We start from the raw sequence: 24,923 nt of genomic DNA, 5'->3' as shown, positions 1-24,923 counted from the left end.
GAAAAAACTTCGGCACCAATGCGAGATCGTGACGCGGACGTGTGCACGGCTGCCGCGCACCTACACCCACCCTCGCTCAAGTAATAGACACTAAGCACTTGCAGCCATTACCTGTGGATGCTTGGATCGAACCCATGCCCGATCGCTCCGCCCCGTCCTCCTCCCCCTCCGGGACGCCTCCCGCCGCCCGCTCCACCGCGCGGCGCCACGACCGCGAGATCGTCGCCCTCGCACTGCCCGCCTTCGGGGCGCTCGTCGCCGAACCCCTCTTCGTCATGGTCGACAGCGCCGTCATAGGTCATCTGGGCACACCGCAGCTCGCCGGCCTCGGCGTGGCCGCCGCCCTGCTGCAGACCGGCGTGAACATCTTCGTCTTCCTCGCCTACGCCACCACCGCCGCCGTCGCCCGCCGCGTCGGCGCCGGCGATCTCCCCTCCGCCATCCGGCAGGGCATGGACGGCATCTGGCTCGCGCTGATCCTGGGCGCCGCCGTGATCGCGGTGGTGCTGCCCGGCGCTCCCGCACTGGTCGAGCTGTTCGGGGCGTCCCCCACCGCGGCCCCGCACGCCGTGACGTATCTGCGCATCAGCGCGCTCGGCATCCCCGCGATGCTCGCCGTGCTCGCCGCGACCGGCGTGCTGCGCGGGCTGCAGGACACCAGGACCCCGCTGTACGTGGCCGTGGGCGGCTTCTCCGCGAACGCCGTCCTCAGCGTGGTGCTCGTCCACGGAGTGGGTCTGGGCGTCGCGGGTTCCGCCTGGGGCACGGTGCTCGCGCAGTGCGCGATGGCCGCCGTCTATCTGTACGTCGTGGTGCGGGGTGCGCGGCGGCACGGCGCCTCGCTGCGCCCGGACCTGGCCGGTGTGCGGGCGTGCGCGCAGGCGGGCGCGCCGCTGCTGGTCCGCACGCTGTCGCTGCGGGCGGTGCTGATGATCGCGACAGCGGTCGCGGCCCGGCTCGGTGACGCCGACATCGCGGCGCACCAGATCGCGCTGACGCTCTGGTCGTTGCTGGCGTTCGCCCTGGACGCCATCGCGATCGCGGGTCAGGCGATCATCGGGCGCCTGCTGGGGGCGGGGGACGAGGCGGGTGCGCGGGCCGCGTGCCGGCGGATGGTGCAGTGGGGCGTCGTCTCCGGAGTGGTGCTGGGGATGCTGGTCGTGGCGGCGCGGCCGGTGTTCATGCCGCTGTTCACATCCGACGGCGCGGTGATCGACCGGTTGGCGGGGGCGCTGCTGGTGGTGGCGCTGACACAGCCGGTCGCGGGAGCCGTCTTCGTACTGGACGGTGTGCTGATGGGCGCGGGGGACGGCCCCTACCTCGCGTGGGCGATGCTGCTGACGCTCGCGCTGTTCGCTCCGGCGGCGCTGCTGGTACCGCGGCTGGGGGGCGGCCTGACCGAGCTGTGGTGGACCGTCGCGGGACTGATGATGGGACTCCGGCTGGTGACGCTGTGGCTGCGGGCCCGCTCCGGCCGGTGGGTGGTGACGGGGGCGGTACGGGCCTGACCCGGTGACCGCCCCGAACGCATGGAGGGCCGCACCCCGTCCTCCGGGATGCGGCCCTCCATGATGCCGTTCAGCCGCGGGCCGACCCTGCACAGGGGCCCGGCCGGCGGATCATGCTCCGGTCACGCGGCGGCGACCTCGACGTCCACCTTGGCGAGCACCTCGGCGTGCAGACGCACCGAGATCTGGTGCGAGCCAAGGGTCTTGATGGGCGAACCCACCTCGATGCGGCGCTTGTCGATCTCCGGTCCGCCCGCTTCCTTGACGGCGCCGGCGATGTCGGCCGGGGTGACGGAACCGAACAGGCGGCCCTGGTGGCCGGCCCGGACCTTCAGGCGCACCTTGACGCCCTCCAGCCGGGTCTTGACCTCGTTGGCCTGCTCGATCGTTGCGATCTCGTGGATCTTGCGCGCGCGGCGGATCTGCTCGACGTCCTTCTCGCCGCCCTTGGTCCAGCGGATGGCGACACCGCGCGGAACCAGGTAGTTGCGGGCGTAGCCGTCACGAACCTCGACGACGTCGCCCGCGGCACCGAGACCGGAGACCTCGTTGGTCAGGATGATCTTCATCTGTCGGTCACCCTTCCCTTATCGAGCGGTCGAGGTGTAGGGGAGCAGCGCCATCTCACGGCTGTTCTTCACAGCCGTGGCGACATCGCGCTGGTGCTGGGTGCAGTTGCCGGTGACCCGGCGGGCACGGATCTTGCCGCGGTCGGAGATGAACTTCCGCAGCAGGTTCGTGTCCTTGTAGTCGACGTAGGAGATCTTCTCCTTGCAGAACACGCAAACCTTCTTCTTCGGCTTGCGAGCAGGCGGCTTCGCCATGTCTCTCTCCGTTAAGTATCAAGAAGTGTGTAGCTGTCGGGCCCTTCCCCGGCCGGTACGCACGCGCGTACCGGTCAGAAGGGGGGCTCGTCCGAGTAGCCGCCACCGGAGCCGCCGCCCCAGCCTCCGCCGGAGCCGCCCTGACCGCCCTGGCCGCCACCGGCCGGAGCGCTGGTGGCCCACGGGTCGCCCGCGGGTGCGCCTCCGCCCTGCTGACCGCCCTGGCCGCCACCCCAGCCGCCGCCACCCTGACCACCGCCGAAGCCGCCGCCCTGGGCGCCTCGTCCGGTCGTCTTGGTGATCTTGGCGGTGGCGTTGCGCAGGCTGGCGCCGACCTCGTCGACGTCCAGCTCGTAGACCGTGCGCTTGATGCCCTCGCGGTCCTCGTACGAGCGCTGCTTGAGGCGCCCCTGCACGACGACACGCGTTCCCTTGGTGAGGGACTCGGCGACGTTCTCCGCCGCCTGCCGCCAGACCGAGCAGGTCAGGAACAGGCTCTCGCCGTCCTTCCACTCGTTGGTCTGCCGGTCGAAGGTGCGGGGGGTGGACGCGACACGGAACTTCGCGACCGCCGCACCGGAGGGGGTGAAGCGCAGCTCGGGGTCGTCGACCAGATTGCCGACGACCGTGATGACGGTCTCGCCTGCCATGGGGAACCTCTCGGCGGGGTGCTGCTGGCTGCTTGTGGCTTCGAATGTGGCTTGCTGCTGCCCGGTTGTCCGGTCCCTGTGCCCCTGTGGGGCGGGTGCTCAGTGAGCGGCGGGACGGAGGACCTTGGTCCGCAGGACCGACTCGTTCAGATTCATCTGACGGTCGAGTTCCTTGACGGTCGCAGGCTCGGCCTGCAGGTCGATGACCGAGTAGATACCCTCGGGCTTCTTGTTGATCTCGTAGGAGAGCCGGCGACGGCCCCAGGTGTCGACCTTCTCGACCTTGCCCTGGCCGTCGCGCACGACGGACAGGAAGTTCTCGATCAGCGGCGAGATCGCGCGCTCCTCGAGATCGGGGTCGAGGATCACCATCACCTCGTAGTGACGCATGTGGAACCCACCTCCTCTGGACTCGCGGCCACGGTCGTTCCGTGGCAGGAGGGTCGTGATGCGTACGCACCGGACGCACACAGGCGCCGGTGCAGACCGTTCAGACTACCCGGCTTGGGCCTTCCGGTTGAAATCCGGGGGCAAGTCACCGCAACCTGGACACAGCGGTGTGAGCGGCGTCACTCGGAGACGCCGCGGCCGCCCTCTGTCAGGAGGAGGTGCCGCATGGCACAGGCAGTACGGCACAACCCGCTGTCGATGCTTCTCGCCGACCGCCGCGCCCATCCCATGGAGAACAGCCTCGCGGCGGTCACGATCGTGCTGGGCGTCATCGCGTTCGCGACGGCGCTGTGGCCGGGTCTGCACGTGCTCAGCGCGTGGACGGGCCTGGCGGGCATCCTCACCGGCGCCTGGGGGCAGTTCATATCGGCGACGACGGGCGAACGCTTCGCGCTGATCATCGGTCTGGGCGGGGCGGCCTTCGGCTTCTACCTGGGCATGGCGCACGGCGGGCTGCTCGGCTAGTGCTGTGACCGGGAAGGTTTGCCGGTGAACCTGCCCGGCCACAGCAACAAGCGCTGTGACCGCGTACGTCCGGCGCACTCCGAAATGCCGCGGAACGGGATGCTTCATACGCTGACAGTTGTCCGGCGCCGGAGCGCCGGGCCGGCGATCAGCCGAACGTGTGACGTCGTCACCGCCCCGCCCGGCACCGTACTCACGCGGAGCGCGCAGTCGCGTCCCCTACGGACCGGCGGAGCCGAGGAGAGGAAGCCGGCGCATGGCACAGGAGATGAACTCGGACATCGACCCCACCGCCCCTCCGAGCGGCACAGGATGCGTGGAGTGCTCCGCGGGCGACGGCCCCGGATGGTGGTTCCATCTGCGGCGCTGCGCCGCGTGCGGCCACATCGGCTGCTGCGACTCCTCCCCCGGCCGGCACGCCACGGCGCATGCGCAGCAGAAGAGGCATCCCGTCCTGGCCAGCTTCGAGCCGGGTGAGGACTGGTTCTGGAACGCGGAGACCGAGCAGGTCCAGTCGGGGCCCGCGCTGGCACCCCCCGTCGCGCACCCGCTCTCGCAGCCGACCCCGGGTCCGGAGGGCAAGGTGCCCGCGGACTGGCAGCGGCAGCTGCGCTGACGCCGCTCCGGGCGCCCCTCGCCGCCGGCCCGCACCGCCGCTGCCCAGACCCGCCTTCGCCGCTCCGCCGCAGCGCACGACCGCCGCGCCGCCCCCTGCGTGTCAGCCGTGCGGGACCGGCAGTTGCGGATCGGTGATCCCGTCGGGGCTGGCGAACCCCTGGACGTCCCAGTCGGCACGCTTGGCCGCGCCCCTGTAGGCGCTCTCGTAGAAGTCGAGAACCGCCGTACGGGGGTCGGCCGCGGCGCGGGCGTCGTCGTAGCGCAGCACGGCGAGGTGGCTGCCGTTGTGCGCTGCCCAGCTCGCGGCCGCCGGGCTGAGGGGCTCCGCGTCGAGTCCGTCGGGTTCGGGAGCGGCGTACGCGTAGAAGGCGGGCTCGGCGAACGCGCTGTCGCCGAACCAGAAGCCGAAGCTGGTCACCTCGCGTGAGTAGGCCTCCCGGGTGACCGGGTCGGTCCGGGGCGGCTGCTCGATGTGCCGTCCGGAGAAGCGGGTGTGGGCGATGTCGAAGGTGTGCCAGAAGTGGTGGACCGCGCTGCTCTTGCCGGAGAAGCGCGCCGCGAACTCCTCCAGGACGAGCCCGACCTGGCTGAGGACCTGCCAGTAGCGGTTGGCGTGTTCGGGGTCGTACGTCGCGTGTTCGTCGTCCTCGGCGAAGGGCCTGGGGGAGTCGGGCAGGTCGAAGGGCTCGGGGTGGGGGATGTCCGCGTGGATGCCGAGTGCCTCCAGCGTCTCCATGGTGCTGTGCCGGAAGGAGGCCACGGACTGTCCGAGGAGGGGGAACGAGACGGACGTGCCGTCCAGTGTCGCGACGACGAGCTGGTGGTCGACGAAGTCGAAGTCGATGGTGAAGACCGGGTTGCCGTCGACGAGGCCCATGGGGCGGGTGGTGATGCCCCGCCCGGTCAGATGGAAGGGCACGTTCCACCAGTGGTTGCGGCGGGGGCTCGCGGCCAGCCGGATCTTGCCGGCGATCTGCTCGAAGCGGTGCAGCGTCTCCTTGGTGTCCTGCCACTCGGAGAGCGGCAGGGGCGGGAAGAGCTCCATGGCCTCTCCCTTCCTGCTCACTGTCGGTCGCTGGTCCCGGACGGGCACCAGACGGGCCGGGTACCACGCGGGAGGTCCTGCACCCGCCTGTCTTCCGCCCGCCACGTGCGCGGAGCATGTGCGGGCACGCACGGGCAGGGACGGGACGGCCGCAGAGCCCGGTGTCGCGGGCGCGGACGCGGGCAGTTCCATGATGACGAGTTCGGCGGGGTCCGGCATGTCCGCGTGTTCCCCGCACGCCGGGAGAGGGCCCGGGGCCGAGGATGGAGCCATGAACGCTGCTGGAGCGGGTCGCGCGGGTGAGGTGTCCCTGGACGGCGCCACCGGACGCTGGGTTCTGCTGACCACCGTCCTCGGCTCCAGCATGGTCCTGCTGGACGGCACCGCGGTGAACGTCGCCCTGCCGCGCATCGGCGAGGACCTGGGCGCCAGCCTGGCGGGTCTCCAGTGGGCGGTGAACGCCTATCTGCTGACGCTGGCCGGACTGATCCTGCTCGGCGGCTCCCTCGGTGACCGGTACGGGCGGCGGAGGCTCTTCGTCGTGGGTGTCGCGTGGTTCGCCGTCGCGTCCGCCCTGTGCGGGTTCGCGCCGAGCGCGGGGTTCCTCGTCTCGGCGCGTGCGCTGCAGGGCGTCGGCGGGGCTCTGCTCACACCCGGCTCGCTGGCGATCATCCAGGCGGTCTTCCGTCCTCAGGACCGTGCGGCGGCCGTCGGGGTGTGGGCCGGTCTGGGCGGGGTGGCGGGCGCGGTGGGCCCGCTGCTCGGGGGATGGCTGGTGGGCGGTCCGGGCTGGCGCTGGGTGTTCCTGATCAATCTGCCGCTGGCGGTGCTGACGGTCGCGGTCGCCCTGCGGCATGTACCGGAGAACCGTGACGAGCAGGCGAGCGGGCGCTTCGACGTCCCCGGCGCGGTGCTGGCGGCGCTGTTCCTGGGCTCGCTCACCTACGCCCTGACCGCGGCCTCCACACAGCCCGTCGTCGCTGTGGTGACGGGGGTGTCGTCGGTGGCGTTCGGTGCGGCCTTCATCAGGGCGGAGCGGCGCTCGCCCCGCCCGATGATGCCGCTGGGTCTGTTCTCCTCCCGGCTGTTCTCGTTCACGAACGTGGTGACGGTGCTCATCTACGGGGCGCTCGCGGCCGTGTCGTTCTTCCTCGTCCTCCAGTTGCAGGTCACCTCGGGCTTCTCGCCGCTGCTGGCCGGTCTCGCGCTGCTGCCGCTGACCCTGCTGATGCTGGCCTTCTCCAGCCGGGCGGCCCGGCTGGGCAGCCGCATCGGACCGCACATCCCCCTCACGGCGGGGCCTCTGGTGGCCGCCGCCGGGGTTCTGCTGATGCTCAGGATCGGTCCCGGCGCCTCGTACTTCTACGACGTGCTGCCCGCCGGCATCGCGCTCGGTGCGGGCATGACCCTGCTGGTGGCGCCGCTGACGGCCACGGTGCTGGACTCCGTGGACGTGGCACGGGCCGGCACCGCGAGCGGCGTCAACAACGCCGCGGCACGCACCGGCGGGCTGCTCTCCGTCGCCGCCGTTCCGGCCGTCGTCGGTCTCTCCGGGGACGAGTACCGCTCACCCGCCGATGTCGACGCGGCCTTCCAGGGGGCCATGGTGGCGTGCGCCGGGCTGCTCGCGGTGGCGGCCGTGACGGCGTGGACCGCGGTACGGGCCGCCGCCCCGGCGCCGGAGTCGGTGGAGGCCGTCTGCACCTCGTGCTCGCTGTCGGCTCCGCCTCCGGCGGCGGAGCCGGAGAAGCACCGGGAAGAGTGAAGCCGTGTGAAGCGGAACCGGCGGGGGCACGCGTACCGCGTCGGCGGGCGGCCCACGGACCGCCGCCAACACCCGTCGCGGAGCCGGGTGTTCCGCTGGTGCGCGCGTATCCGCGGGGGCACGGACCGTGGGGTTCCGCCGGGCGCACAGTAGGCTTCGCGGCGAGTTACTTACCTGCGCCGGAGGAGCGTCCCGCATGAGCCTGACCCTGAGGACCATCAGCCGTGAGCAACATCTGGCGTACATCCGGAGCCTGTCTTCGGCGAGTCACTGCCAGGTGCCCGCCTGGGCGGATGTGAAGGGCGAGTGGCGGTCGGAGAATCTCGGCTGGTTCGACGGCGAGGGCGAGCTGGTGGGTGCGGGTCTGGTGCTCTACCGGCAGCTCCCCAAGGTCAAGCGGTATCTCGCGTATCTGCCGGAGGGGCCGGTCATCGACTGGTACTCCCCGAACCTGGAGGAGTGGCTGCGCCCGATGCTCGCGCATCTCAAGCAGCAGGGCGCGTTCTCGGTGAAGATGGGCCCGCCGGTGGTGATCCGCCGCTGGGACGCTCCGGCGATCAAGCGCGGCATCCAGGACCCGGACGTCAAGCGGCTGCGGGACGTGCAGGCGACGCACATCGAGCCCCGTGCCTTCGAAGTCGCGGACAGGCTGCGGCGGACGGGCTGGCAGCAGGGCGAGGACGGCGGCGCCGGCTTCGGTGACGTGCAGCCGCGCTACGTCTTCCAGGTACCGCTGGAGGGGCGCTCGCTGGAGGAGGTCCACAAGGGCTTCAACCAGCTGTGGCGGCGCAACATCAAGAAGGCCGACAAGGCGGGCGTCGAGGTGGTCCAGGGTGGCCTGGAGGATCTGGACGAGTGGCAGCGGCTGTACGAGATCACGGCGGAGCGGGACAGGTTCCGGCCGCGCCCCAAGGCGTACTTCGAGCGCATGTGGCGGGTCCTGAACGCCGAGGACCCCAACCGGATGCGGCTGTACTTCGCCGAGCACGAGGGCGAGAGGATCGCCGCGGCGACGATGCTGATCGTCGGCGGTCACGTGTGGTATTCGTACGGCGCCTCGGCCAACCACAAGCGCGAGGTGCGTCCGTCGAACGCGATGCAGTGGAGAATGCTCCAGGATGCGTACGCGCTGGGGGCGAGCGTTTACGACCTGCGCGGCATCAGTGACTCCCTGGACGAGAACGATCACCTCTTCGGGCTGATCCAGTTCAAAGTGGGCACCGGGGGAGAGGCTGCCGAGTATCTCGGTGAGTGGGACTTCCCGCTCAACAAGCTGCTGCACAAGGCTCTGGACATGTACATGTCGAGGCGCTGAGGGCGCGGCCCGCAGCGCGGACGAGAAGTTTCAAGAGCGAGAGGTCTCAAGAGACCGAGACGACACTGAAGAAAGGTGCCTTACCGGCCATGGCGCTCACCCTCTACGTCGATACCGGTCGCTGGCGGGCGCACCAGCAGTCGGTCATCCAGCAGTACCCGGGCCTCGTCCCGGTCTGCAAGGGCAACGGCTACGGCTTCGGCCACGAGCGGCTGGCCGACGAGGCCACCCGTTTCGGCAGCGAGATCCTCGCCGTCGGCACGACCTACGAAGCCGCCCGCGTCAAGGACTTCTTCGGCGGCGACCTGCTGGTGCTCACCCCGTTCCGCAAGGACGAGGAACCGGTGCCGCTCCCCGACCGTGCCATCCGTTCGGTCTCCTCCGTGGAGGGCGTCGGGCTGATGCGCGGAGCGCGGGTCGTCATCGAGGTGATGAGCAGCATGAAGCGCCACGGTGTCACCGAGCAGGACCTGCCGAACCTGCACGCCGCGATCGACGAGGTGCGGCTGGAGGGCTTCGCGATCCACCTGCCCCTGGACCGTACGGACGGATCGGACGCGGTGGAGGAGGTCATCGGCTGGATGGACCGGCTGCGTGCCGCGCGGCTGCCGCTGGAGACGATGTTCGTCAGCCACCTGGGCCCGGAGGAGTTCGCCCGGCTCCAGCAGCAGTTCCCGCGTACGAACTTCAGGGCACGGATCGGGACGCGGCTGTGGCTGGGCGATCACACGGCGACGGAGTACCGGGGCTCGATCCTCGACGTGACGCGGGTGGTCAAGGGCGACCGTTTCGGCTACCGGCAGCAGAAGTCCCCCGGTGACGGATGGCTGGTGGTCGTCGCCGGCGGCACCTCGCACGGGGTGGGCCTGGAGTCGCCGAAGGCGCTGCAGGGGATGACCTCGCGCGCGAAGGGCGTGGCCCGTGCCGGGCTGGCGACCGTGAACCGGAACCTCTCGCCGTTCCTGTGGGACGACAAGCAGCGGTGGTTCGCGGAACCGCCGCACATGCAGATGTCGATCCTGTTCGTGCCGGCCGAGGCCGGGGAGCCGAAGGTCGGCGAGGAACTGACGGCGCAGCTGCGGCACACGACGACGATGGTGGACCGTACGGTCGACCGCTGAGGCGTTCGCGCGCGCGGACACCCATGCGCCCGGCCCCGTGCACCGGGCCGGGCGCCGGGCTGTGCACCGGACTGTGCACCGGGCTGTGCACCGAGCCACGGACGTGCCCGTGCAAGCGGCGAGCCCGGCGCGGTGGCACGGAGGCCACCGCGCCGGGCGTCACAGGCGAGGTTACGGACGCTCAGGGCACGCGGCCCTCAGCGGATGCGCGTCCTCAGCGCTCCACGTCGCCGTCGATGAAGGACTGGACCATCTCGCGCGCCTCGTCGTCGTAGTACTGCACGGGCGGCGACTTCATGAAGTAGGAGGAGGCCGAGAGGACCGGCCCGCCGATGCCCCGGTCCTTGGCGATCTTCGCGGCGCGCAGCGCGTCGATGATGACCCCGGCCGAGTTGGGCGAGTCCCACACCTCCAGCTTGTACTCCAGGTTCAGCGGTACGTCGCCGAAGGCGCGCCCCTCGAGCCGTACGTACGCCCACTTCCGGTCGTCGAGCCAGGCGACGTAGTCGGACGGGCCGATGTGCACGTTGTCCGCGCCCATGTCACGGTCGCGGATCTGGGAGGTCACGGCCTGCGTCTTGGAGATCTTCTTCGACTCGAGCCGGTCGCGCTCCAGCATGTTCTTGAAGTCCATGTTGCCGCCGACGTTCAGCTGCATGGTGCGGTCGAGGACGACACCGCGGTCCTCGAAGAGCTTGGCCATGACGCGGTGCGTGATCGTCGCACCCACCTGGGACTTGATGTCGTCACCCACGACGGGCACGCCGGCCTCGGTGAACTTGTCGGCCCACTCCTTGGTTCCGGCGATGAAGACCGGCAGGGCGTTGACGAAGGCGACGCCGGCGTCGATCGCGCACTGGGCGTAGAACTCCACGGCCTCCTGGGAGCCGACCGGCAGGTAGCACACCAGCACGTCCGCCTCGGCGTCCTTCAGGGCGCGTACGACGTCGACGGGGGCGGCGTCGGACTCCTCGATGGTCTCGCGGTAGTACCTGCCCAGCCCGTCGAGGGTGTGACCGCGCTGCACGGACACGCCCGAGGGCGGAACGTCGCAGAGCTTGACGGTGTTGTTCTCGCTCGCCCCGATGGCGTCGGAGAGATCGAGGCCGACCTTCTTGCCGTCCACGTCGAAAGCGGCGACGAACTCCACGTCGCGCACGTGGTATTCGCCGAACTGGACGTGCATCAGCCCCGGCACCTTGCTGCCCGCCTCGGCGTCCTTGTAGTACTCGACACCCTGCACCAGTGAGGCAGCGCAGTTGCCCACGCCAGCGATGGCTACACGAACCGAACCCATTCCGGTTGCTCCCTGTGTGTGATCGGTGAGATCCCGTTCGTACGGGACCTCATGCGGGTTCCTCGGGCGGGCTGTCCGGCGGGGGGTTCCCCCCGGCCCGCAGCCGTCCTCCCGCTTCTCCAGGACGGCGCGGCGGGATCTGGGAACCGGAGCTGTCCTCCGGGCCCTCTCCCCGGCCGCGCCCGGTCCGCTCGCTCTCTATGAGCTCGTTCAGCCAGCGGACTTCGCGCTCCACGGATTCCATGCCGTGTCGCTGCAGTTCGAGGGTGTAGTCGTCGAGCCGCTCGCGGGTACGGGCCAGGGAGGCGCGCATCTTCGCCAGCCGCTCCTCCAGCCGGCTGCGCCGGCCTTCCAGCACCCGCATCCGCACGTCGCGCGAGGTCTGCCCGAAAAAGGCAAAACGCACACCGAAGTGTTCGTCCTCCCACGCGTCCGGCCCGGTCTGTGAAAGAAGTTCCTCGAAGTGTTCTTTTCCTTCGGCCGTCAGCCGGTAGACGATTTTCGCCCGGCGTCCGGCGAGTGAGGCGGGCAGCGCCTCACGCTCTCCGCCCTCAGGCGGAGGGCTCGGTTCCTCGGTCAACCACCCGCGCTGCACAAGGGTCTTGAGGCACGGATAGAGCGAGCCGTAGCTGAACGCGCGGAAGACACCCAGCGACGTGTTGAGCCGCTTCCGCAGCTCATAGCCGTGCATGGGCGACTCACGGAGCAGTCCGAGCACGGCGAACTCGAGGATGCCGGAGCGTCTGCTCACACCGCACCACCCCCTCCGTACGTCTTCGGACCGACCACCCCGGTCACCGGCCGCCTATCGTTCTGATGTATCGAGCCGATACATCAGAACGATAGACCGAGGGGGCTCGAAGCAACAAGTGAGGGCAGGGTGAAGGGACTCACATCTGCGAATCGCCCGTGGAAACTTGCGCCGATTGATACGAATGCTGGCTAAGAGGCGTTTTGGAGCTGCGTAGTCTGTGCGCGTGCAGACCACCACCGGGAACCAGAAGACGCCCGAACGCGTCATCGTCCTGGGTGCAGTGCGGCCGGCCGACCCAGCGTCGGCAGGCTGTGCTCGGGGGGACCAGACGTCAACTGCCACCTTCAGGCGAGAGCGCCTGCCCGAGGAGTAGCTGTTCCATGAGCGAGCACCGTCGAAAGCCGCCACAGGGGCGCGGCCGGCGCGCCGCGCAGCCGCCGCCGTCCGGCAACGGCCGCCGTGCCGCGCCACCGCCGCAGGACGCCGCCTCCGGCAACTCGTACGGCGGCCGCGCCGACGCGCGCAGGGCGGCACCACGCGGAGGGCCCGGCGGTCGCAGGAGGGCACCCAACTCCGGTGCGGGGCCGGGCGCCGCCGCAGGCGCCGGAATGGGCGCCGCCGGAGTCGGCGCGGGAGGACGCGGCCGGGGTGCCGGAGCCGGCGGCGGTGTGCCGCCCGGCAGAGGCGGCCGTGGGCGCTACCAGCCACCGCCCAGCAAGCGGTTCATCGACTATCCGCGCTGGAACAAGACCGGCCTGCGCCGCTGGATCCCCTCCTGGAAGCTGATGCTGGGCTCGGCCGCGGGCTTCCTCGGGATCATCATCGGCCTCTCGGGTGTCGCGCTGGCCATGGTGGAGGTGCCCGACGCCAACAAGGCCACCAAGCAGCAGAAGAACGTCTACTACTGGGCCAGCGGCAAGCAGATGGTGGTCGCGGGAGGCGGCGACCAGAACCGGCAGATCGTGCCGCTCGCCGAGATCCCCAAGGCGATGCAGAACGCGGTGATCGCGGCCGAGAACGAGTCCTTCTACGAGGACCCCGGCGTCGACCCGGTGGGCATCGTCCGCGCGGTCGGACGGATGGCCATGGGCGGTGAGACGCAGTCGGGTTCGACGATCACCCAGCAGTACGTGAAGAACACCTACCTCGACCAGTCGCAGACTCTGACGCGCAAGGCCAAGGAGCTGTTCATCTCCATCAAGGTCGGCGCGACGGAGAAGAAGCCGGACATCCTCGAGGGGTACCTCAACACCGGCTACTACGGGCGGGGCGCGTACGGCATCCAGGCCGCCGCGCAGGCGTACTACGGCAAGGACTCCAAGGAGCTGAACCCGAGCGAGTGCGCCTTCCTCTCCTCGACGCTCAACGGACCCAACCTCTACGACCCCGCGGGCGGTATCGGTTCGGCGGCGACGCAGGAGAAGAACCTCGCACGTGCGGAGAACCGCTGGGCGTGGACGCTGGACCGCGAGGTGCAGACGGACAGGATGTCCGCGGCGCAGCGGGACAAGTGGCGGGAGCAGGAGTTCCCGATGCCCAAGAAGCCGAAGAAGTCGACCGAACTCAAGGGCCAGAAGGGCTACATGGTCGACGTCGCCAACAACTACGTCACCGCGAACAGCGACATCTCCGACCGGCAGCTCAAGCAGGGTGGTCTGCGCATCTACACCACCTTCGACGAGCGGAAGATGAAGGAGATGTCCGACGCGGTCGCCGAGGTGCGCAAGGCCAACATCGACCCGGAGAAGCGCGAGGTCGACAAGTACGTCCAGTTCGGCGGGGCTTCGGTGAAGCCCAACGACGGGGCGATCCTGGCCATGTACGGCGGCGACGACGCCACCACGCACTTCACGAACAACGCCGACTACACCGGTGTGCAGGTCGGTTCCACCTTCAAGCCGTTCGTCCTCGCCGCCGGCATGCGCGACGGGGTCCGCGACCCGGATGGCCCGGAGGTGCAGGGCGCCGACGCCCGCACTCCCGTCTCGCCCAAGAGCGTCTACGACGGCGACAACAAGATCAAGCTGCGCAACTACGACGGCACCATCTGGCGTGACAAGGAAGGCCAGGAGTGGCGCCAGCGCAACGACGGCAACGAGAGCCGCGGCAAGATCGATCTGCGTGAGGCCATGCAGTTCTCGACCAACACCCCCTTCATCCAGCTCGGCATGGACGTCGGTGTCGACAAGGTGAAGTCGGCGGCGCTCGACGCCGGCCTGAACGAGGACAGCCTGGCGCGTACGACCCCGACGTTCTCCCTGGGCACCTCGGCGCCCAGCGCCATCCGCATGGCCACCGCCTACGGCACGTTCGCCGCCAGTGGCCAGGCGTCCGAGCCGTACTCGGTCAAGCGCGTCGAGGACGACGGCGAGCCGATCTACACCCACCAGAAGCAGGTCAAGAGCGCCTTCGAGGCCAATGTGGCCGACAACGTCACCAACATGCTGGAGACGGTGGTGCAGAAGGGCACCGGCACGGCAGCCAAGGCGCTCGGACGTCCGGCCGCCGGCAAGACGGGCACGACGGACGACAACAAGTCGGCCTGGTTCGCCGGTTACACGCCGCAGCTGTCGACGTCGATCGGTATGTGGAGGGTCAACGACAAGGCCAAGGTGCAGAAGTTCCAGAAGATGTACGGGGTGGGCGGACAGGAGTCCATCCACGGTGCGTCCTTCCCCGCGGAGATCTGGACCAAGTACATGACGGGCGCGCTGAAGGGCAAGCAGGTCGCGACGTTCCCGACCCCCGAGCCCATCGGTGAGCGGGTCTTCGGCACCGGTGCGAGCCCGAGTCCGGAGCCCACGCCCAGCGAGACTCCTTCCGAGGACCCCTCGGAGCAGCCGTCGCAGTCGCCGACTCCGACGCCGTCGCTGCCGTCCCCGTCCGAGTCCTGTGACAACCCGTTCAACTGTGACGACCAGGGGCAGGTCAACGGCGGCAACGACCAGGGCCAGGACAACGGAGGAACCGACCAGGGCCAGGACAACGGAGGCGCCACGGGCGGAGACACCGGCGGAGACAGCGGAGGGAACGACGGAGGACTCTTCGGCGGACCGAGCGGGAGCCGCAGGGAGTAGCCGCACGGTCCACCGGGCCCCCGCGCCCCCCGCGCCGCCGCGGCAGGCGCACAGCAGCCCCGTCACGGGTCGTTCCGTGACGGGGCTGCTGCCGTCCGGGGGCGTACGGCAGGATGTGCCCATGACGCACGCCCAGCTGCCGGACCGGAGCGCCGCTCCCGTCCACCCGACCGAGCAGGACGAAGTCGCCGCCGCCGGCAGTGAGTTGATCGGGGGGCCCGCAGGCCGCCGGATGGATACGGGGGCGGGCGGCTGGTGGTCGCCGGTGCGGGTGGTGGTGCTGCTCGGGCTGGGGATGTTCGTACTGGGGATGGTGCAGAAGGCTCCCTGTTTCAACGGGGCCTGGTTCTCGGGGCAGACCAGCCAATACGTACATGCGTGCTATTCCGATATCCCGCACCTCTTCGCCGGACGAGGCTTCGCCGACGGGCTCGTGCCGTACTTCGACCGCATCCCCGACCGGGTCTCCGGCGGCATGGCCTACCTCGAATACCCGGTGCTCACAGGCGCGTTCATGCAGATCGCCGCATGGCTGACGCCCGGTGGCGGCATCCAGCACCGCGAGCAGCTCTACTGGATGGTCAACGCGGGCATGCTGATGGCCTGCACCGCCGTCCTCCTCGTCTGCGCCACCCACGCCCACCGGCGCCGCCCCTGGGACGGCCTCTTCGTCGCCCTCGCGCCCGCTCTCGCCCTCACGGCCACCATCAACTGGGACCTGCTGGCCGTCGCCCTGACGTCCGTCGCGATGCTGATGTGGTCCCGCAGCCGCCCACTCGCGGCGGGAGTACTGATCGGACTGGCCACAGCCGCCAAGCTCTACCCAGTGCTGCTTCTGGGTCCGCTGCTGGTGCTGTGCTGGCGGGCCGGACGCTGGCGCGAGTACGGTGCCGCCCTGGGCGGCGCGGCCCTGTCATGGCTGGTCGTCAATCTGCCGGTGATGCTGCTGGCGCCCCAGGGATGGTCGAAGTTCTACAGCTTCAGCCAGGAACGGGCCGTCGACTTCGGCTCGATCTGGCTCGTGATCTCCCAGCGGTCCGGCAACCCGCTGGACGACGCCAACCTCTACGGGACGGCGCTGATGGCGCTCGGCTGTGCCGGCATCGCCGTCCTCGCGCTGTGGGCGCCCCGGCGCCCACGCCTGGCACAGCTGGCGCTGCTGGTCATCGCGCTCTTCGTGCTGACCAACAAGGTCTACTCCCCGCAGTACGTGCTGTGGCTGATCCCCCTGGCCGCGCTGGCCCGGCCCAGGTGGCGGGACTTCCTGATCTGGCAGGCGTGCGAGGTCGTCTACTTCCTCGGCATCTGGCTCTACCTCGCCTACACCAGCAGTGGGGACAAGCACCAGGGGCTGCCCACCGAGGGCTACCAGCTGGTGATCCTCGTCCACCTGCTCGGCACGCTCTACCTGTGCGCCGTCGTGGTGCGCGACATCCTGCTGCCGGAACGGGACATCGTGCGCAGGGACGGCTCCGACGACCCCTCCGGCGGCGTACTGGACCGGGCACCGGACGTCTTCGTCAGGGGACGGCGCCGGCCGCAGCACGACCACGCCGTCGCCTTCACCCAGGCACCGGTGCGCTGGGGCACCCGAGCCACAGGCATGCGTACGAGCTGAGGGGCGCCCGGAAGCACGGCCGCCCCCGGCGGAGGCGGGCTGTTTCACGTGAAACACAAGCCGGTCCGCGAGCGGTCCGCGTCCGGACAGGCCCTCTCGTCGCGCCCCGCGCACAGGCCTGAGACCCGCCCGACTCCCCTATGGGCGCTGCCCCTTGGCAAGCGGACGCGTGTGCCGGGCCGGTGTGTGAAGCTGGGGCCATGAGCGTCGTCGGTGATCTCCGCACCCTGCTGCACTTCCCCGACTTCCGTCGACTGCTCACGGTGCGGCTGCTCTCCCAACTCGCAGACGGCGTCTATCAGGTCGCCCTCGCGGCCTACGTCGTCTTCTCCCCGGAGAGGGAGACCTCTCCGGCCGCGATCGCCTCCGCGATGGCCGTACTCCTGCTCCCGTACTCGCTGCTCGGCCCGTTCGCGGGCGTCCTGCTGGACCGGTGGCGCAGACGCCAAGTACTGCTCTACGGGAACCTGCTGCGGGCCGTCCTGGCCACCGGAACGGCCGCGCTCATCCTGGCGGCCGTCCCGTCCTGGCTGTTCTACCTCTCCGCCCTCTCCGTCACCGCCGTCAACCGCTTCATCCTCGCCGGGCTCTCCGCCGCACTCCCCCGGGTCGTCGACGACGAACGGCTCGTGATGGCCAACTCGCTCTCCCCGACTGCCGGAACGCTCGCCGCCACCGCCGGCGGCGGCATCGCCTTCGCCGTACGCCTCACCGTCCCCGACGGCGGCCGGGGAGCGGACGCGCTGGTGGTCGGCGTCGGCGCCGTGCTGTATCTGCTCGCCGGCTTCGCCGCGATGCGCATGGGCAAGAACCTGCTGGGACCCGGTGCCGCGTACGTACAGATGCGACTGCGCGAGGCACTGGCGAGCACCGCGCGCGGCCTCGTCGCCGGACTGCGCCACCTCGGCGAGCGGCGCACCGCCGCCTACGCGCTCATGGGCATGACGCTGATGCGCTTCTGCTACGGCGCCCTGACCGTGATGGTGCTGATGCTGTGCCGCTACGCATGGGGCGAGGACGGCGAGGTGGGCGAAGCCGTGGAGGCGGTGGACCGCGGCGCGGGACTGAAGCTGCTCGGTCTCGCCGTGGCCGCCTCGGGGCTCGGATACTTCACCGCCGCCGTCATCACACCGTGGGGGGTGGGGCGGACGGGCCGCTTCGGCTGGCTGGCGCTGTGCGCGGCGACCGCGGCCGTACTGGAACCGGCGCTCGGACTGACCTTCGCACCGCTCCCGATCCTCATAGCGGCCTTCGTTCTCGGTCTCGTCACGCAGGCCGCGAAGATCACCGCCGACACCGCCGTACAGTCCACGGTCGACGACGCCTACAGGGGGCGGGTCTTCTCCCTCTACGACATGCTCTTCAACGTCGCGTTCGTGGGCGCCGCCGGAGTGGCGGCTCTGATACTGCCGCTCGACGGACGCTCAGCCGTGCTGGTGGTGACCGTGGCGGTCCTGTACGCGGGCGTCGCCGTGCTCATGTTTCACGTGAAACGCTCACTGCCCCCGGGCGCCGCCGAGCCGTCCACGGCGCCGCCGCCCTCCTCGCCGGCGTCCGGCTGACTCTGCCCGGCCCACCACTCCTTGAGAGCGGCGACGGCATCGTCCCGCTCCATGGGGCCGTTCTCCAGCCGGAGTTCCAGCAGGTACTTGTACGCCTTGCCCACCACCGGACCGGGCTTCACACCGAGCACCGACATGATGCCGTTGCCGTCCAGGTCCGGGCGGATGGCGTCCAGCTCCTCCTGCTCCTGAAGCCGCGCGATCCGCTCCTCCAGACCGTCGTACGCACGCGAGAGCGCCGCCGCCTTCCGCTTGTTGCGCGTGGTGCAGTCGGAACGCGTCAGCTTGTGCAACCTGGGCAGCAGCGGACCCGCGTCCCGCACGTAGCGGCGCACCGCGGAATCGGTCCATTCGCCGGTGCCGTAGCCGTGGAAGCGCAGGTGCAGCTCCACGAGCCGGGAGACGTCCTTGACCATCTCGTTGGAGTACTTGAGAGCGGTCATCCTCTTCTTGGTCATCTTCGCCCCGACGACCTCGTGGTGGTGGAAGGAGACCCGTCCGTCCGGTTCGAACCGCCGCGTCCTCGGCTTGCCGATGTCGTGCAGCAGCGCTGCCAGCCGCAGCGTCAGATCGGGTCCGTCCTCCTCCAGGGCGACGGCCTGCTCCAGAACGGTCAAGGAGTGCTCGTAGACATCCTTGTGACGGTGGTGCTCGTCCCGCTCCAGCCGCATCGCGGGGATCTCCGGGAGCACCCGCTCCGCCAGGCCCGTCTCGACCAGCAGCCTGATGCCCTTCACGGGGTGGGCCGAGACCAGCAGCTTGTTCAGCTCGTCCCGCACGCGCTCGGCGGAGACGATGGCGATGCGGTCCGCCATGGCCCTCATCGCACCGAGGACGTCGCCGGCGACCGTGAAGTCCAGCTGTGCGGCGAACCGTGCCGCCCGCATCATCCGCAGCGGGTCGTCGGAGAAGGACGTCTCGGGCGCGGCCGGCGTACGCAGCACGTGCCGGGCCAGATCCTCGAGGCCACCGTGCGGGTCGATGAAGGTCTTCTCCGGCAGTGCCACCGCCATGGCGTTCACCGTGAAGTCACGGCGGATCAGGTCCTCCTCGACGGAGTCGCCGTAGGAGACCTCGGGCTTGCGTGAGGTGCTGTCGCCGTACGCCTCGGAGCGGTAGGTGGTGACCTCCACCTGGAAGGTGCGCGTCTCCCCGCCCTCGCGCGTCTTCTTCTGGCAGCCCACGGTCCCGAAGGCGATCCCGACCTCCCACACGGCGTCGGCCCAGGGGCGGACGATGCGCAGCACGTCCTCGGGGCGGGCGTCGGTGGTGAAGTCCAGGTCATTGCCGAGCCGTCCGAGGAGTGCGTCCCGTACGGAGCCGCCCACCAGCGCCAGGCGGAACCCGGCCTCCTGAAAGCGGCGGGCGAGGTCGTCGGCTACCGGCGAGACCCGTAGCAGTTCGCTCACCGCTCGGCGCTGCGCAGCGCTGAGCTGTTCGTGAGCCGGGGGTGCGGGCGGGGTCTGCTGGATGTCATCGTTGGCGTTCGGCACGACAGCACAGGGTACGTTGCCGCCCACACGTCCCGCCCCGCGCCTGGTCACAACCGGCGGGGGATCATGAGGGCCACACCGTGGCACTTCCGGCGCCGGGACATCGTTACCATCAGGGGTTCAGGAACCACGATCGCGGTGGCACACCGCGATCCAGCAGCGAGACGCATCCACGATGACACGACGGGACGGACGAGCGCGTGGCCGAGGCGGCTGAGAACCAGGGCACCCCGACCGCTTCCGTCCGCCGGTTGGTGCGAGGTACCGCAGTCGTGCTGCTCATCACCGGGCCCCTCGTCGGCGGGCTGCTGCCGGCCAGTGCCACGGCGGCAACGGCGGCCAAGGCGGCGGGCGCGGCAGGGGCAGACGCGGCGGGCGTGAACGCGACCGGCGGGACGGCGGCCACCACCGCCCCGGCCGGCACCCGCGGGGCCCGTACTGCCGCCTCCCACACGTCTGCCAAGTCCGCGGCCCAGGCCCCCGCACGTACCGGGACCGGCTCGCGCACCGCGGGCATCACCATCAGCACCCTCTCGCCCGCCACCCCCGAGAAGGACGACACCCTCAGCGTCACCGGCACCGTCACCAACGAAGGCCGCACAGCCATCACGGACGGCGCCATCGGCCTGCGGATCGGACCCAACGCCAAAAGCCGCAGCGCCCTCGATCAGAACGCCCGCCGCAAGGAGTACCTGCCCGGCGCCGACGGCAGCGAGGTGAAGGACAAGGACGCCACGGCGAAGGTCGGCACCATGCGCCCCGGCATCCGCCGCACCTTCAAACTGAAGCTCCCCGTCAGCGCGCTGAAGATGCGATCCTCCGGCGTGTACCAGCTCGGGGTCACACTCACCGGGCAGACACGGCAGCGCCCCTACGACCAGATCCTGGGAATCGAGCGCAGCTTCCTGCCCTGGCAGTCCTCGGAAGCGAAGAACAAGACGTCCCTCACCTACCTCTGGCCGCTGATCTCCTCCGCCCACATGACCGCGGAGACCCAGTCCGACGAAGAGCAGACGCCCGTCTTCCGCAACGACGACCTCGCCGAGGAACTCGCTCCCGGAGGACGCCTCCAGCAGCTCGTCAGGCTCGGCCGGGACCTGCCGATCACCTGGGTCGTCGACCCCGACCTGCTCGCCAGCGTCAACGCGATGACCGAGAAGTACCGCGTACGTAAGAAGGGCGGCGGTACGGTCGCGGGCAAGGGCCAGACGTACGCGAAGCAGTGGCTCATGGATCTGCAGGGGGCCGTGAAGGGTGAGGAGGTCGCCGCACTCCCCTTCGCCGACCCGGACCTTGCTTCCCTCGCGCACCGGGGGAGGAACGTGCCGGGTGCGCTCTCCGGTCTGGGCTCGGCCACGAAGCGGGCCGTCGTCACCGTCGAGTCGATCCTCCACACCACGCCCAGCACCGACTACGCCTGGCCCGTCGACGGCGCTCTGGACTCCAGGATCGTCGACGTGGCCACCTCGGCCGGCGCCCGCAACGTCATCGCACGCAGCGACAGCCTCCGCGACACCGCGCTCTCCTACACGCCGACCGCCGCACGTCCCATCGGCGGCGGCAACACCGCCCTCGTCGCGGACACCCGGCTCTCCCGGGCCTTCGAGGGGGATCTGACCAGGCCGGGAGCCACGTCCGAGGCCGTGCAGCGCTTCCTCGGCGAGACCCAGGCACTCACCGCCCAGGTGCCGAGCAAGGAACGCAGCGTCCTGGTCGCGCCGCAGCGCATGCCGACAACCGACCAGGCACAGGCGATGGCGCTGGCCCTCAGCTCCCTCCAGGACGACGGGCGCTGGATGGAGGGCAGCGACCTGTCGGAGGCGGCGAAGGCCAAGCCCGACCCCGGAGCGAACCGGCGCGTTCCCCGCGGCCGCGACTACCCGGACTCACTGCGCAAGCAGGAACTGCCCACCGAGGCGTACGAGCAGGCGCAGAGCACCAACCGCGTCGTCGACGACTTCAAACAGATCCTCACCCGCGACGATCGTCTCGTGACGCCGTTCAGCAGCGCCGTGGAGCGCGGCGAGTCGACCTCCTGGCGCGGGGACGCCGAGGGCGGGGAGAAGTACCGCGACAGGGTCCGCAGTTATCTGGTGGGGCTCACCAAGAAGGTCAGCCTGATCCAGAAGTCCCCCATCACCCTCTCCGGCCGCAGCGCGACGATCCCCGTCACGGTGCAGAACAACCTCGTCCAGGGGGTCGACGGTCTGGAGCTGCGGCTGAAGTCGAGGCGCCGCATCGGACTGGACGTCGGCGAGGCGCAGGCCGTCAGGATCGACGGCGGGCACAGCCAGTCGGTGAAGTTCTCCACGTCGGCGAAGGCCAACGGCCGCTCCTATGTGGAGGCCCAGCTCTACACGGAGGACGGCAAGGCGTACGGAAGGCCGATGGTCTTCCAGGTGAACGTCACCTCCATCACCTCGACCGTGCTGCTCGTCATCGCGGGCGGCGTGCTGCTCGTGGTCCTCGCCGGCGTGCGGATGTACACGACGCGCAAGCGGAACGGCTCGGGCACCGCTTCCGGCGGCGACGGTGACGGTGACACCAAGGACGACGCCGAAGGCCCCTCGGACACAGACGGGCCGGGGGAGGCGGAAGGCTCCCCGCAGCCGGAGGAGACTCCGGACGGGCCCGGGGAACGCGGCGGCCCCCCGGCCTCCGCAGACCCCCCGGACTCCGACGCGGTCTCCGGACGCCCCGCGAAGGGCGCAGATCCCGAAGAGCCCGGCGAGCACGACACCGGCCACGGAAGTGACAGCGCCTCCGGCACGGGTGAGAAAGTGGACCGTTGAGTCAGCTTGCGAGCAGGGGCAGGGGTTAGCAGATGAACGCGCCGCACGACGGTGACCAGGGGCGCCAGGCCCCCGGTGACGGCTCGCAGCCACCGGAGGACCCGTACGTACGGGACGCCTACGCACGCGACCCGTACCAGGACCGCGACCCGGCCGGCCAGGACCCGGTCAGTGAGGCCATCCGCGACCGGGCTGCCGACCCGCCCCCTCCGCCCGGCAGTCTCCCCGACCCGCAGGCGCTCTACGAAGCGCCGGACCCCGGCCCGCACGCGCCCGACGCACGGCGCTGGGCGCCCCCTCCGGCCCCCGAACCGGAGGGCCCCTCCCGCAGGCTCCCCCACGGTGACGACCCGGCGACCGTCCAGTACACGGGCGTGGACGGACTGCTCAGCTCTCCCGACGACGGGCGGCACGCGGAACACGCGGAACACGCGGACGGGTCGGGCCCCGCCGACCGCAAGGACCTCCCGGGCCGCCAGGACCACCGGGACCACCGGGACCACCTCGCCGGCACGGACCGGCGCCAGGACCAGCCGGATCAGGCGCGGCGGGACTCCGGGGACGCCTTCGCCCACCTCTTCCGCGACCAGGCCCGGCAGCCCTCCGCCGCCCAGCCGCACGCGGCCCGGTCGCACGCGGCCCGGTCGCACGCGGCCCCGCCGCAGCCCCGCTCCGAAAGCGCCCCGGGGCAGAGCCCCGCCTCTTCCACCTCCCCGCCGGAAGAGACCCCCCGGCGGCACCTCCCCGCGGAGGAGCCGGCTGTCGGCCCGGGGCCCGGCCCCGGTTTCGAGGCGGCGCATGCCGCACCCGCCGAAGCCACCCCGCCCCCGCCCGAGCCGGACACTCCCGAGCCCCCCGAGCCGCCTGCCGAGAAGCCCGCCCCCGCGTCGGGCGACGGCAAGTCCGGCGGGCTGCTGCGCTCCAGCGCCATCATGGCCGCCGGCACGATGGTCTCCCGCCTGACCGGCTTCATCCGTTCCGCGCTCATCGTCGCCGCGCTCGGTGCCGCCGTGCTCGGCGACACCTACCAGCTCGCCATCACCCTGCCGACGATGCTCTACGTGCTCACCGTCGGCGGCGGCCTGAACTCCGTCTTCGTCCCGCAGCTCGTCCGCGCCATGAAGGAGGACGAGGACGGAGGCGAGGCGTACGCGAACCGGCTGCTGACCCTGGTCTCCGTCATCCTCGGCGCGCTGACGGTCCTGGCCATCCTCGCGGCACCGCTGCTGGTGCGGATGATGTCCGTGAAACTCGCCGAGAACCCCGCGGCGAACGAGGTCACCGTCACCTTCGTCCGCTACTGCCTGCCCTCGATCTTCTTCATGGGCATCCACATGGTGATGGGTCAGATCCTCAACGCCCGCGGGCGGTTCGGCGCCCTGATGTGGACCCCGGTCCTCAACAACATCGTCATCATGGCCACCGTCGGCGCCTTCCTGTGGATCTACGGCACCTCCGGCGCCTCCGGCCTGTCCGTGGGCAGCATCTCGCCCGAGGCCATCCGTCTGCTGGGCGTCGGAACCCTGCTGGGTCTCGTCGTGCAGGCGCTGGCGATGATCCCCTACCTGCGGGCCTCCGGATTCCGCGTACGGCCGCGCTTCGACTGGCGCGGGCACGGCCTTGGCAAGGCCGCGAAGCTCGCCAAGTGGACGATCCTCTTCGTGCTGGCCAACCAGGCCGGCGTGCTCGTCGTCTCGCAGCTCTCGACCTGGGCGGGCGAGGCCGCCTCCGACCAGGGCAACCCGGGCACCGGCTATACCGCCTACTCCCAGGCGCAGCTGATCTGGAACATGCCGCAGGCGATCATCACCGTCTCCGTGATGGCGGCGCTTCTGCCGCGGCTCTCCCGCGCCGCCAGCGACGGTGACCCCGGCGCCGTGCGTGACGACATCTCGCAGGGGCTGCGCAACTCGGCCGTCGCCATCGTGCCCATCGCGTTCGGCTTCCTCGCCCTCGGCGTCCCGATGTGCACCCTGATCTACGGCTCCTCGGGTATCGACGCCTCCCGCTCCATGGGCTTCGCGCTGATGGCCTTCGGTGTCGGTCTGATCCCGTTCTCGGTCCAGTACGTCGTGCTGCGCGCCTTCTACGCCTACGAGGACACCCGCACACCGTTCTTCAACACCGTCATCGTCGCCGTCGTCAACGCCGCCGCATCCACCGCGTGCTTCCTGCTGCTGCCCGCACGCTGGGCCGTCGTCGGCATGGCTGCCTCCTACGGCCTCGCATACGTCGTGGGCGTGGGCATCGCCTGGCGCCGGCTGCGTCTGCGGCTGGGCGGCGATCTGGACACCGCACACGTGCTGCGTACGTACACGCGGCTCGCGGGCGCGGCAGTACCGGCCACTGTGGTCGCGGGCACCGTCGTCTACGTCCTCACGCGCGCCCTGGGAAGCGGGACTCTCGGCTCGATGGCATCTCTGGCAGCAGGAGGGATCGCATTGGGCGCGGTTTTCGTCCTAGCGGCGAAGCGGATGCGGATCGAGGAGATGACCGCCATGGTCGGTATGGTGCGTGCCCGACTGGGGCGCTGACGGTACAACCATCCGCGGCCACTGCGTGTCGTGCA

The 24,923-nt window shown here is 70.4% G+C and carries 18 protein-coding genes and 1 pseudogene; 11 read left to right on the top strand and 8 right to left on the bottom strand.

The window, feature by feature from the left end; all coding sequences use genetic code 11:
• Positions 1-134 precede the first annotated feature (134 nt).
• Positions 135-1,508: an MATE family efflux transporter gene (locus H343_RS0106645; protein ID WP_028430509.1), complete on the top strand. Its 1,374-nt coding sequence runs from the start codon at positions 135-137 to the stop codon at positions 1,506-1,508.
• 122 nt (positions 1,509-1,630) lie between these two features.
• Here H343_RS0106645 and rplI read toward each other — a convergent pair whose 3' ends face one another.
• The 4 genes from rplI to rpsF all read right to left on the bottom strand — a co-directional run bounded on the left by rplI (position 1,631) and on the right by rpsF (position 3,372).
• The gene (rplI, locus tag H343_RS0106640; RefSeq protein WP_028430508.1) at positions 1,631-2,077 is read right to left on the bottom strand and encodes a 50S ribosomal protein L9; all 447 of its coding nucleotides are present in this window, start codon (positions 2,075-2,077) and stop codon (positions 1,631-1,633) included.
• An 18-nt stretch (positions 2,078-2,095) separates the two neighbouring features.
• A complete protein-coding gene (gene rpsR, locus H343_RS0106635) occupies positions 2,096-2,332 on the bottom strand; it encodes a 30S ribosomal protein S18 (protein WP_003978893.1) in 237 nt (78 codons plus the stop codon).
• Positions 2,333-2,406: 74 nt separating this feature from the next.
• Positions 2,407-2,982: a single-stranded DNA-binding protein gene (locus H343_RS0106630; RefSeq protein WP_028430507.1), complete on the bottom strand. Its 576-nt coding sequence runs from the start codon at positions 2,980-2,982 to the stop codon at positions 2,407-2,409.
• Positions 2,983-3,081: 99 nt separating this feature from the next.
• Positions 3,082-3,372, bottom strand: a complete 291-nt coding sequence (gene rpsF / locus H343_RS0106625; protein WP_028430506.1) for a 30S ribosomal protein S6 — start codon at positions 3,370-3,372, stop codon at positions 3,082-3,084.
• 225 nt (positions 3,373-3,597) lie between these two features.
• Here rpsF and H343_RS0106620 point away from each other — a divergent pair, with 225 nt between their 5' ends.
• Together H343_RS0106620 and H343_RS0106615 are read left to right on the top strand one after the other, a co-directional pair.
• Entirely contained in the window at positions 3,598-3,897 is a 300-nt protein-coding gene (locus H343_RS0106620; protein WP_028430505.1) for a hypothetical protein, read from the top strand.
• A gap of 256 nt (positions 3,898-4,153) precedes the next feature.
• Complete coding sequence (locus H343_RS0106615; protein ID WP_028430504.1) at positions 4,154-4,513, top strand: UBP-type zinc finger domain-containing protein; 360 nt, start codon at positions 4,154-4,156, stop codon at positions 4,511-4,513.
• 102 nt (positions 4,514-4,615) lie between these two features.
• Here H343_RS0106615 and H343_RS0106610 read toward each other — a convergent pair whose 3' ends face one another.
• The gene (locus tag H343_RS0106610; RefSeq protein WP_028430503.1) at positions 4,616-5,560 is read right to left on the bottom strand and encodes a DUF5996 family protein; all 945 of its coding nucleotides are present in this window, start codon (positions 5,558-5,560) and stop codon (positions 4,616-4,618) included.
• Between the two features lie 271 nt (positions 5,561-5,831).
• Between H343_RS0106610 and H343_RS0106605 the strand changes: the two genes are divergently transcribed.
• The 3 genes from H343_RS0106605 (at position 5,832) to H343_RS0106595 (ending at position 9,761) form a co-directional block, all read left to right on the top strand.
• Positions 5,832-7,325 (top strand): MFS transporter, encoded by a 1,494-nt coding sequence (locus tag H343_RS0106605; protein WP_037902692.1) that lies wholly within the window; start codon positions 5,832-5,834, stop codon positions 7,323-7,325.
• A gap of 196 nt (positions 7,326-7,521) precedes the next feature.
• Positions 7,522-8,640, top strand: coding sequence for a peptidoglycan bridge formation glycyltransferase FemA/FemB family protein (locus H343_RS0106600; RefSeq protein WP_028430501.1), 1,119 nt, complete (start codon positions 7,522-7,524; stop codon positions 8,638-8,640).
• A gap of 89 nt (positions 8,641-8,729) precedes the next feature.
• Positions 8,730-9,761, top strand: coding sequence for an alanine racemase (locus tag H343_RS0106595; protein ID WP_028430500.1), 1,032 nt, complete (start codon positions 8,730-8,732; stop codon positions 9,759-9,761).
• Positions 9,762-9,975: 214 nt separating this feature from the next.
• On the opposite strand, the gene H343_RS0106590 is transcribed toward H343_RS0106595, so the two are convergent.
• Together H343_RS0106590 and H343_RS0106585 are read right to left on the bottom strand one after the other, a co-directional pair.
• Positions 9,976-11,058, bottom strand: a complete 1,083-nt coding sequence (locus H343_RS0106590; protein ID WP_028430499.1) for an inositol-3-phosphate synthase — start codon at positions 11,056-11,058, stop codon at positions 9,976-9,978.
• Positions 11,059-11,107: 49 nt separating this feature from the next.
• Positions 11,108-11,809: a helix-turn-helix transcriptional regulator gene (locus H343_RS0106585; protein ID WP_028430498.1), complete on the bottom strand. Its 702-nt coding sequence runs from the start codon at positions 11,807-11,809 to the stop codon at positions 11,108-11,110.
• 383 nt (positions 11,810-12,192) lie between these two features.
• Between H343_RS0106585 and H343_RS0106580 the strand changes: the two genes are divergently transcribed.
• From H343_RS0106580 to H343_RS0106570, 3 genes are all read left to right on the top strand, one after another.
• On the top strand, positions 12,193-14,889 hold the full coding sequence (locus H343_RS0106580) for a transglycosylase domain-containing protein (RefSeq protein ID WP_028430497.1): 2,697 nt from the start codon (positions 12,193-12,195) through the stop codon (positions 14,887-14,889).
• A gap of 121 nt (positions 14,890-15,010) precedes the next feature.
• A complete protein-coding gene (locus H343_RS29195; RefSeq protein WP_051264648.1) occupies positions 15,011-16,507 on the top strand; it encodes a glycosyltransferase 87 family protein in 1,497 nt (498 codons plus the stop codon).
• A gap of 200 nt (positions 16,508-16,707) precedes the next feature.
• The gene (locus tag H343_RS0106570) at positions 16,708-18,069 is read left to right on the top strand and encodes an MFS transporter (protein ID WP_028430496.1); all 1,362 of its coding nucleotides are present in this window, start codon (positions 16,708-16,710) and stop codon (positions 18,067-18,069) included.
• On the opposite strand, the pseudogene H343_RS29190 reads toward H343_RS0106570, so the two are convergent.
• Positions 18,069-19,562 (bottom strand): annotated as a pseudogene (locus tag H343_RS29190) (CCA tRNA nucleotidyltransferase); the annotation flags it as partial. The gene H343_RS0106570 and the pseudogene H343_RS29190 overlap by 1 nt on opposite strands.
• Positions 19,563-19,762: 200 nt before the next feature.
• Between H343_RS29190 and H343_RS0106560 the strand changes: the two are divergent.
• Positions 19,763-22,354: a DUF6049 family protein gene (locus tag H343_RS0106560; RefSeq protein WP_028430495.1), complete on the top strand. Its 2,592-nt coding sequence runs from the start codon at positions 19,763-19,765 to the stop codon at positions 22,352-22,354.
• Positions 22,355-22,386: 32 nt separating this feature from the next.
• Positions 22,387-24,888, top strand: a complete 2,502-nt coding sequence (gene murJ / locus H343_RS0106555; RefSeq protein WP_028430494.1) for a murein biosynthesis integral membrane protein MurJ — start codon at positions 22,387-22,389, stop codon at positions 24,886-24,888.
• The last annotated feature ends 35 nt before the right edge of the window (positions 24,889-24,923 follow it).

Source organism: Streptomyces sp. TAA204, assembly GCF_000424965.1.
The sequence above is the reverse complement of the archived record's forward strand: the minus strand, read 5'-3'. Positions and strand labels throughout refer to the sequence as shown.

Coding starts and splice junctions, on each gene's coding strand:
- H343_RS0106630 (WP_028430507.1), bottom strand. CDS start 2,982: ATGGCAGGCGAGACCGTCATCACGGTCGTCGGCAATCTGGTCGACGAC.
- rplI (WP_028430508.1), bottom strand. CDS start 2,077: ATGAAGATCATCCTGACCAACGAGGTCTCCGGTCTCGGTGCCGCGGGC.
- H343_RS0106610 (WP_028430503.1), bottom strand. CDS start 5,560: ATGGAGCTCTTCCCGCCCCTGCCGCTCTCCGAGTGGCAGGACACCAAG.
- H343_RS0106645 (WP_028430509.1), top strand. CDS start 135: ATGCCCGATCGCTCCGCCCCGTCCTCCTCCCCCTCCGGGACGCCTCCC.
- H343_RS0106605 (WP_037902692.1), top strand. CDS start 5,832: ATGAACGCTGCTGGAGCGGGTCGCGCGGGTGAGGTGTCCCTGGACGGC.
- rpsF (WP_028430506.1), bottom strand. CDS start 3,372: ATGCGTCACTACGAGGTGATGGTGATCCTCGACCCCGATCTCGAGGAG.
- H343_RS0106600 (WP_028430501.1), top strand. CDS start 7,522: ATGAGCCTGACCCTGAGGACCATCAGCCGTGAGCAACATCTGGCGTAC.
- murJ (WP_028430494.1), top strand. CDS start 22,387: ATGAACGCGCCGCACGACGGTGACCAGGGGCGCCAGGCCCCCGGTGAC.
- H343_RS0106580 (WP_028430497.1), top strand. CDS start 12,193: ATGAGCGAGCACCGTCGAAAGCCGCCACAGGGGCGCGGCCGGCGCGCC.
- H343_RS0106595 (WP_028430500.1), top strand. CDS start 8,730: ATGGCGCTCACCCTCTACGTCGATACCGGTCGCTGGCGGGCGCACCAG.
- H343_RS0106620 (WP_028430505.1), top strand. CDS start 3,598: ATGGCACAGGCAGTACGGCACAACCCGCTGTCGATGCTTCTCGCCGAC.
- H343_RS0106570 (WP_028430496.1), top strand. CDS start 16,708: ATGAGCGTCGTCGGTGATCTCCGCACCCTGCTGCACTTCCCCGACTTC.
- H343_RS0106615 (WP_028430504.1), top strand. CDS start 4,154: ATGGCACAGGAGATGAACTCGGACATCGACCCCACCGCCCCTCCGAGC.
- rpsR (WP_003978893.1), bottom strand. CDS start 2,332: ATGGCGAAGCCGCCTGCTCGCAAGCCGAAGAAGAAGGTTTGCGTGTTC.
- H343_RS0106590 (WP_028430499.1), bottom strand. CDS start 11,058: ATGGGTTCGGTTCGTGTAGCCATCGCTGGCGTGGGCAACTGCGCTGCC.
- H343_RS29195 (WP_051264648.1), top strand. CDS start 15,011: ATGACGCACGCCCAGCTGCCGGACCGGAGCGCCGCTCCCGTCCACCCG.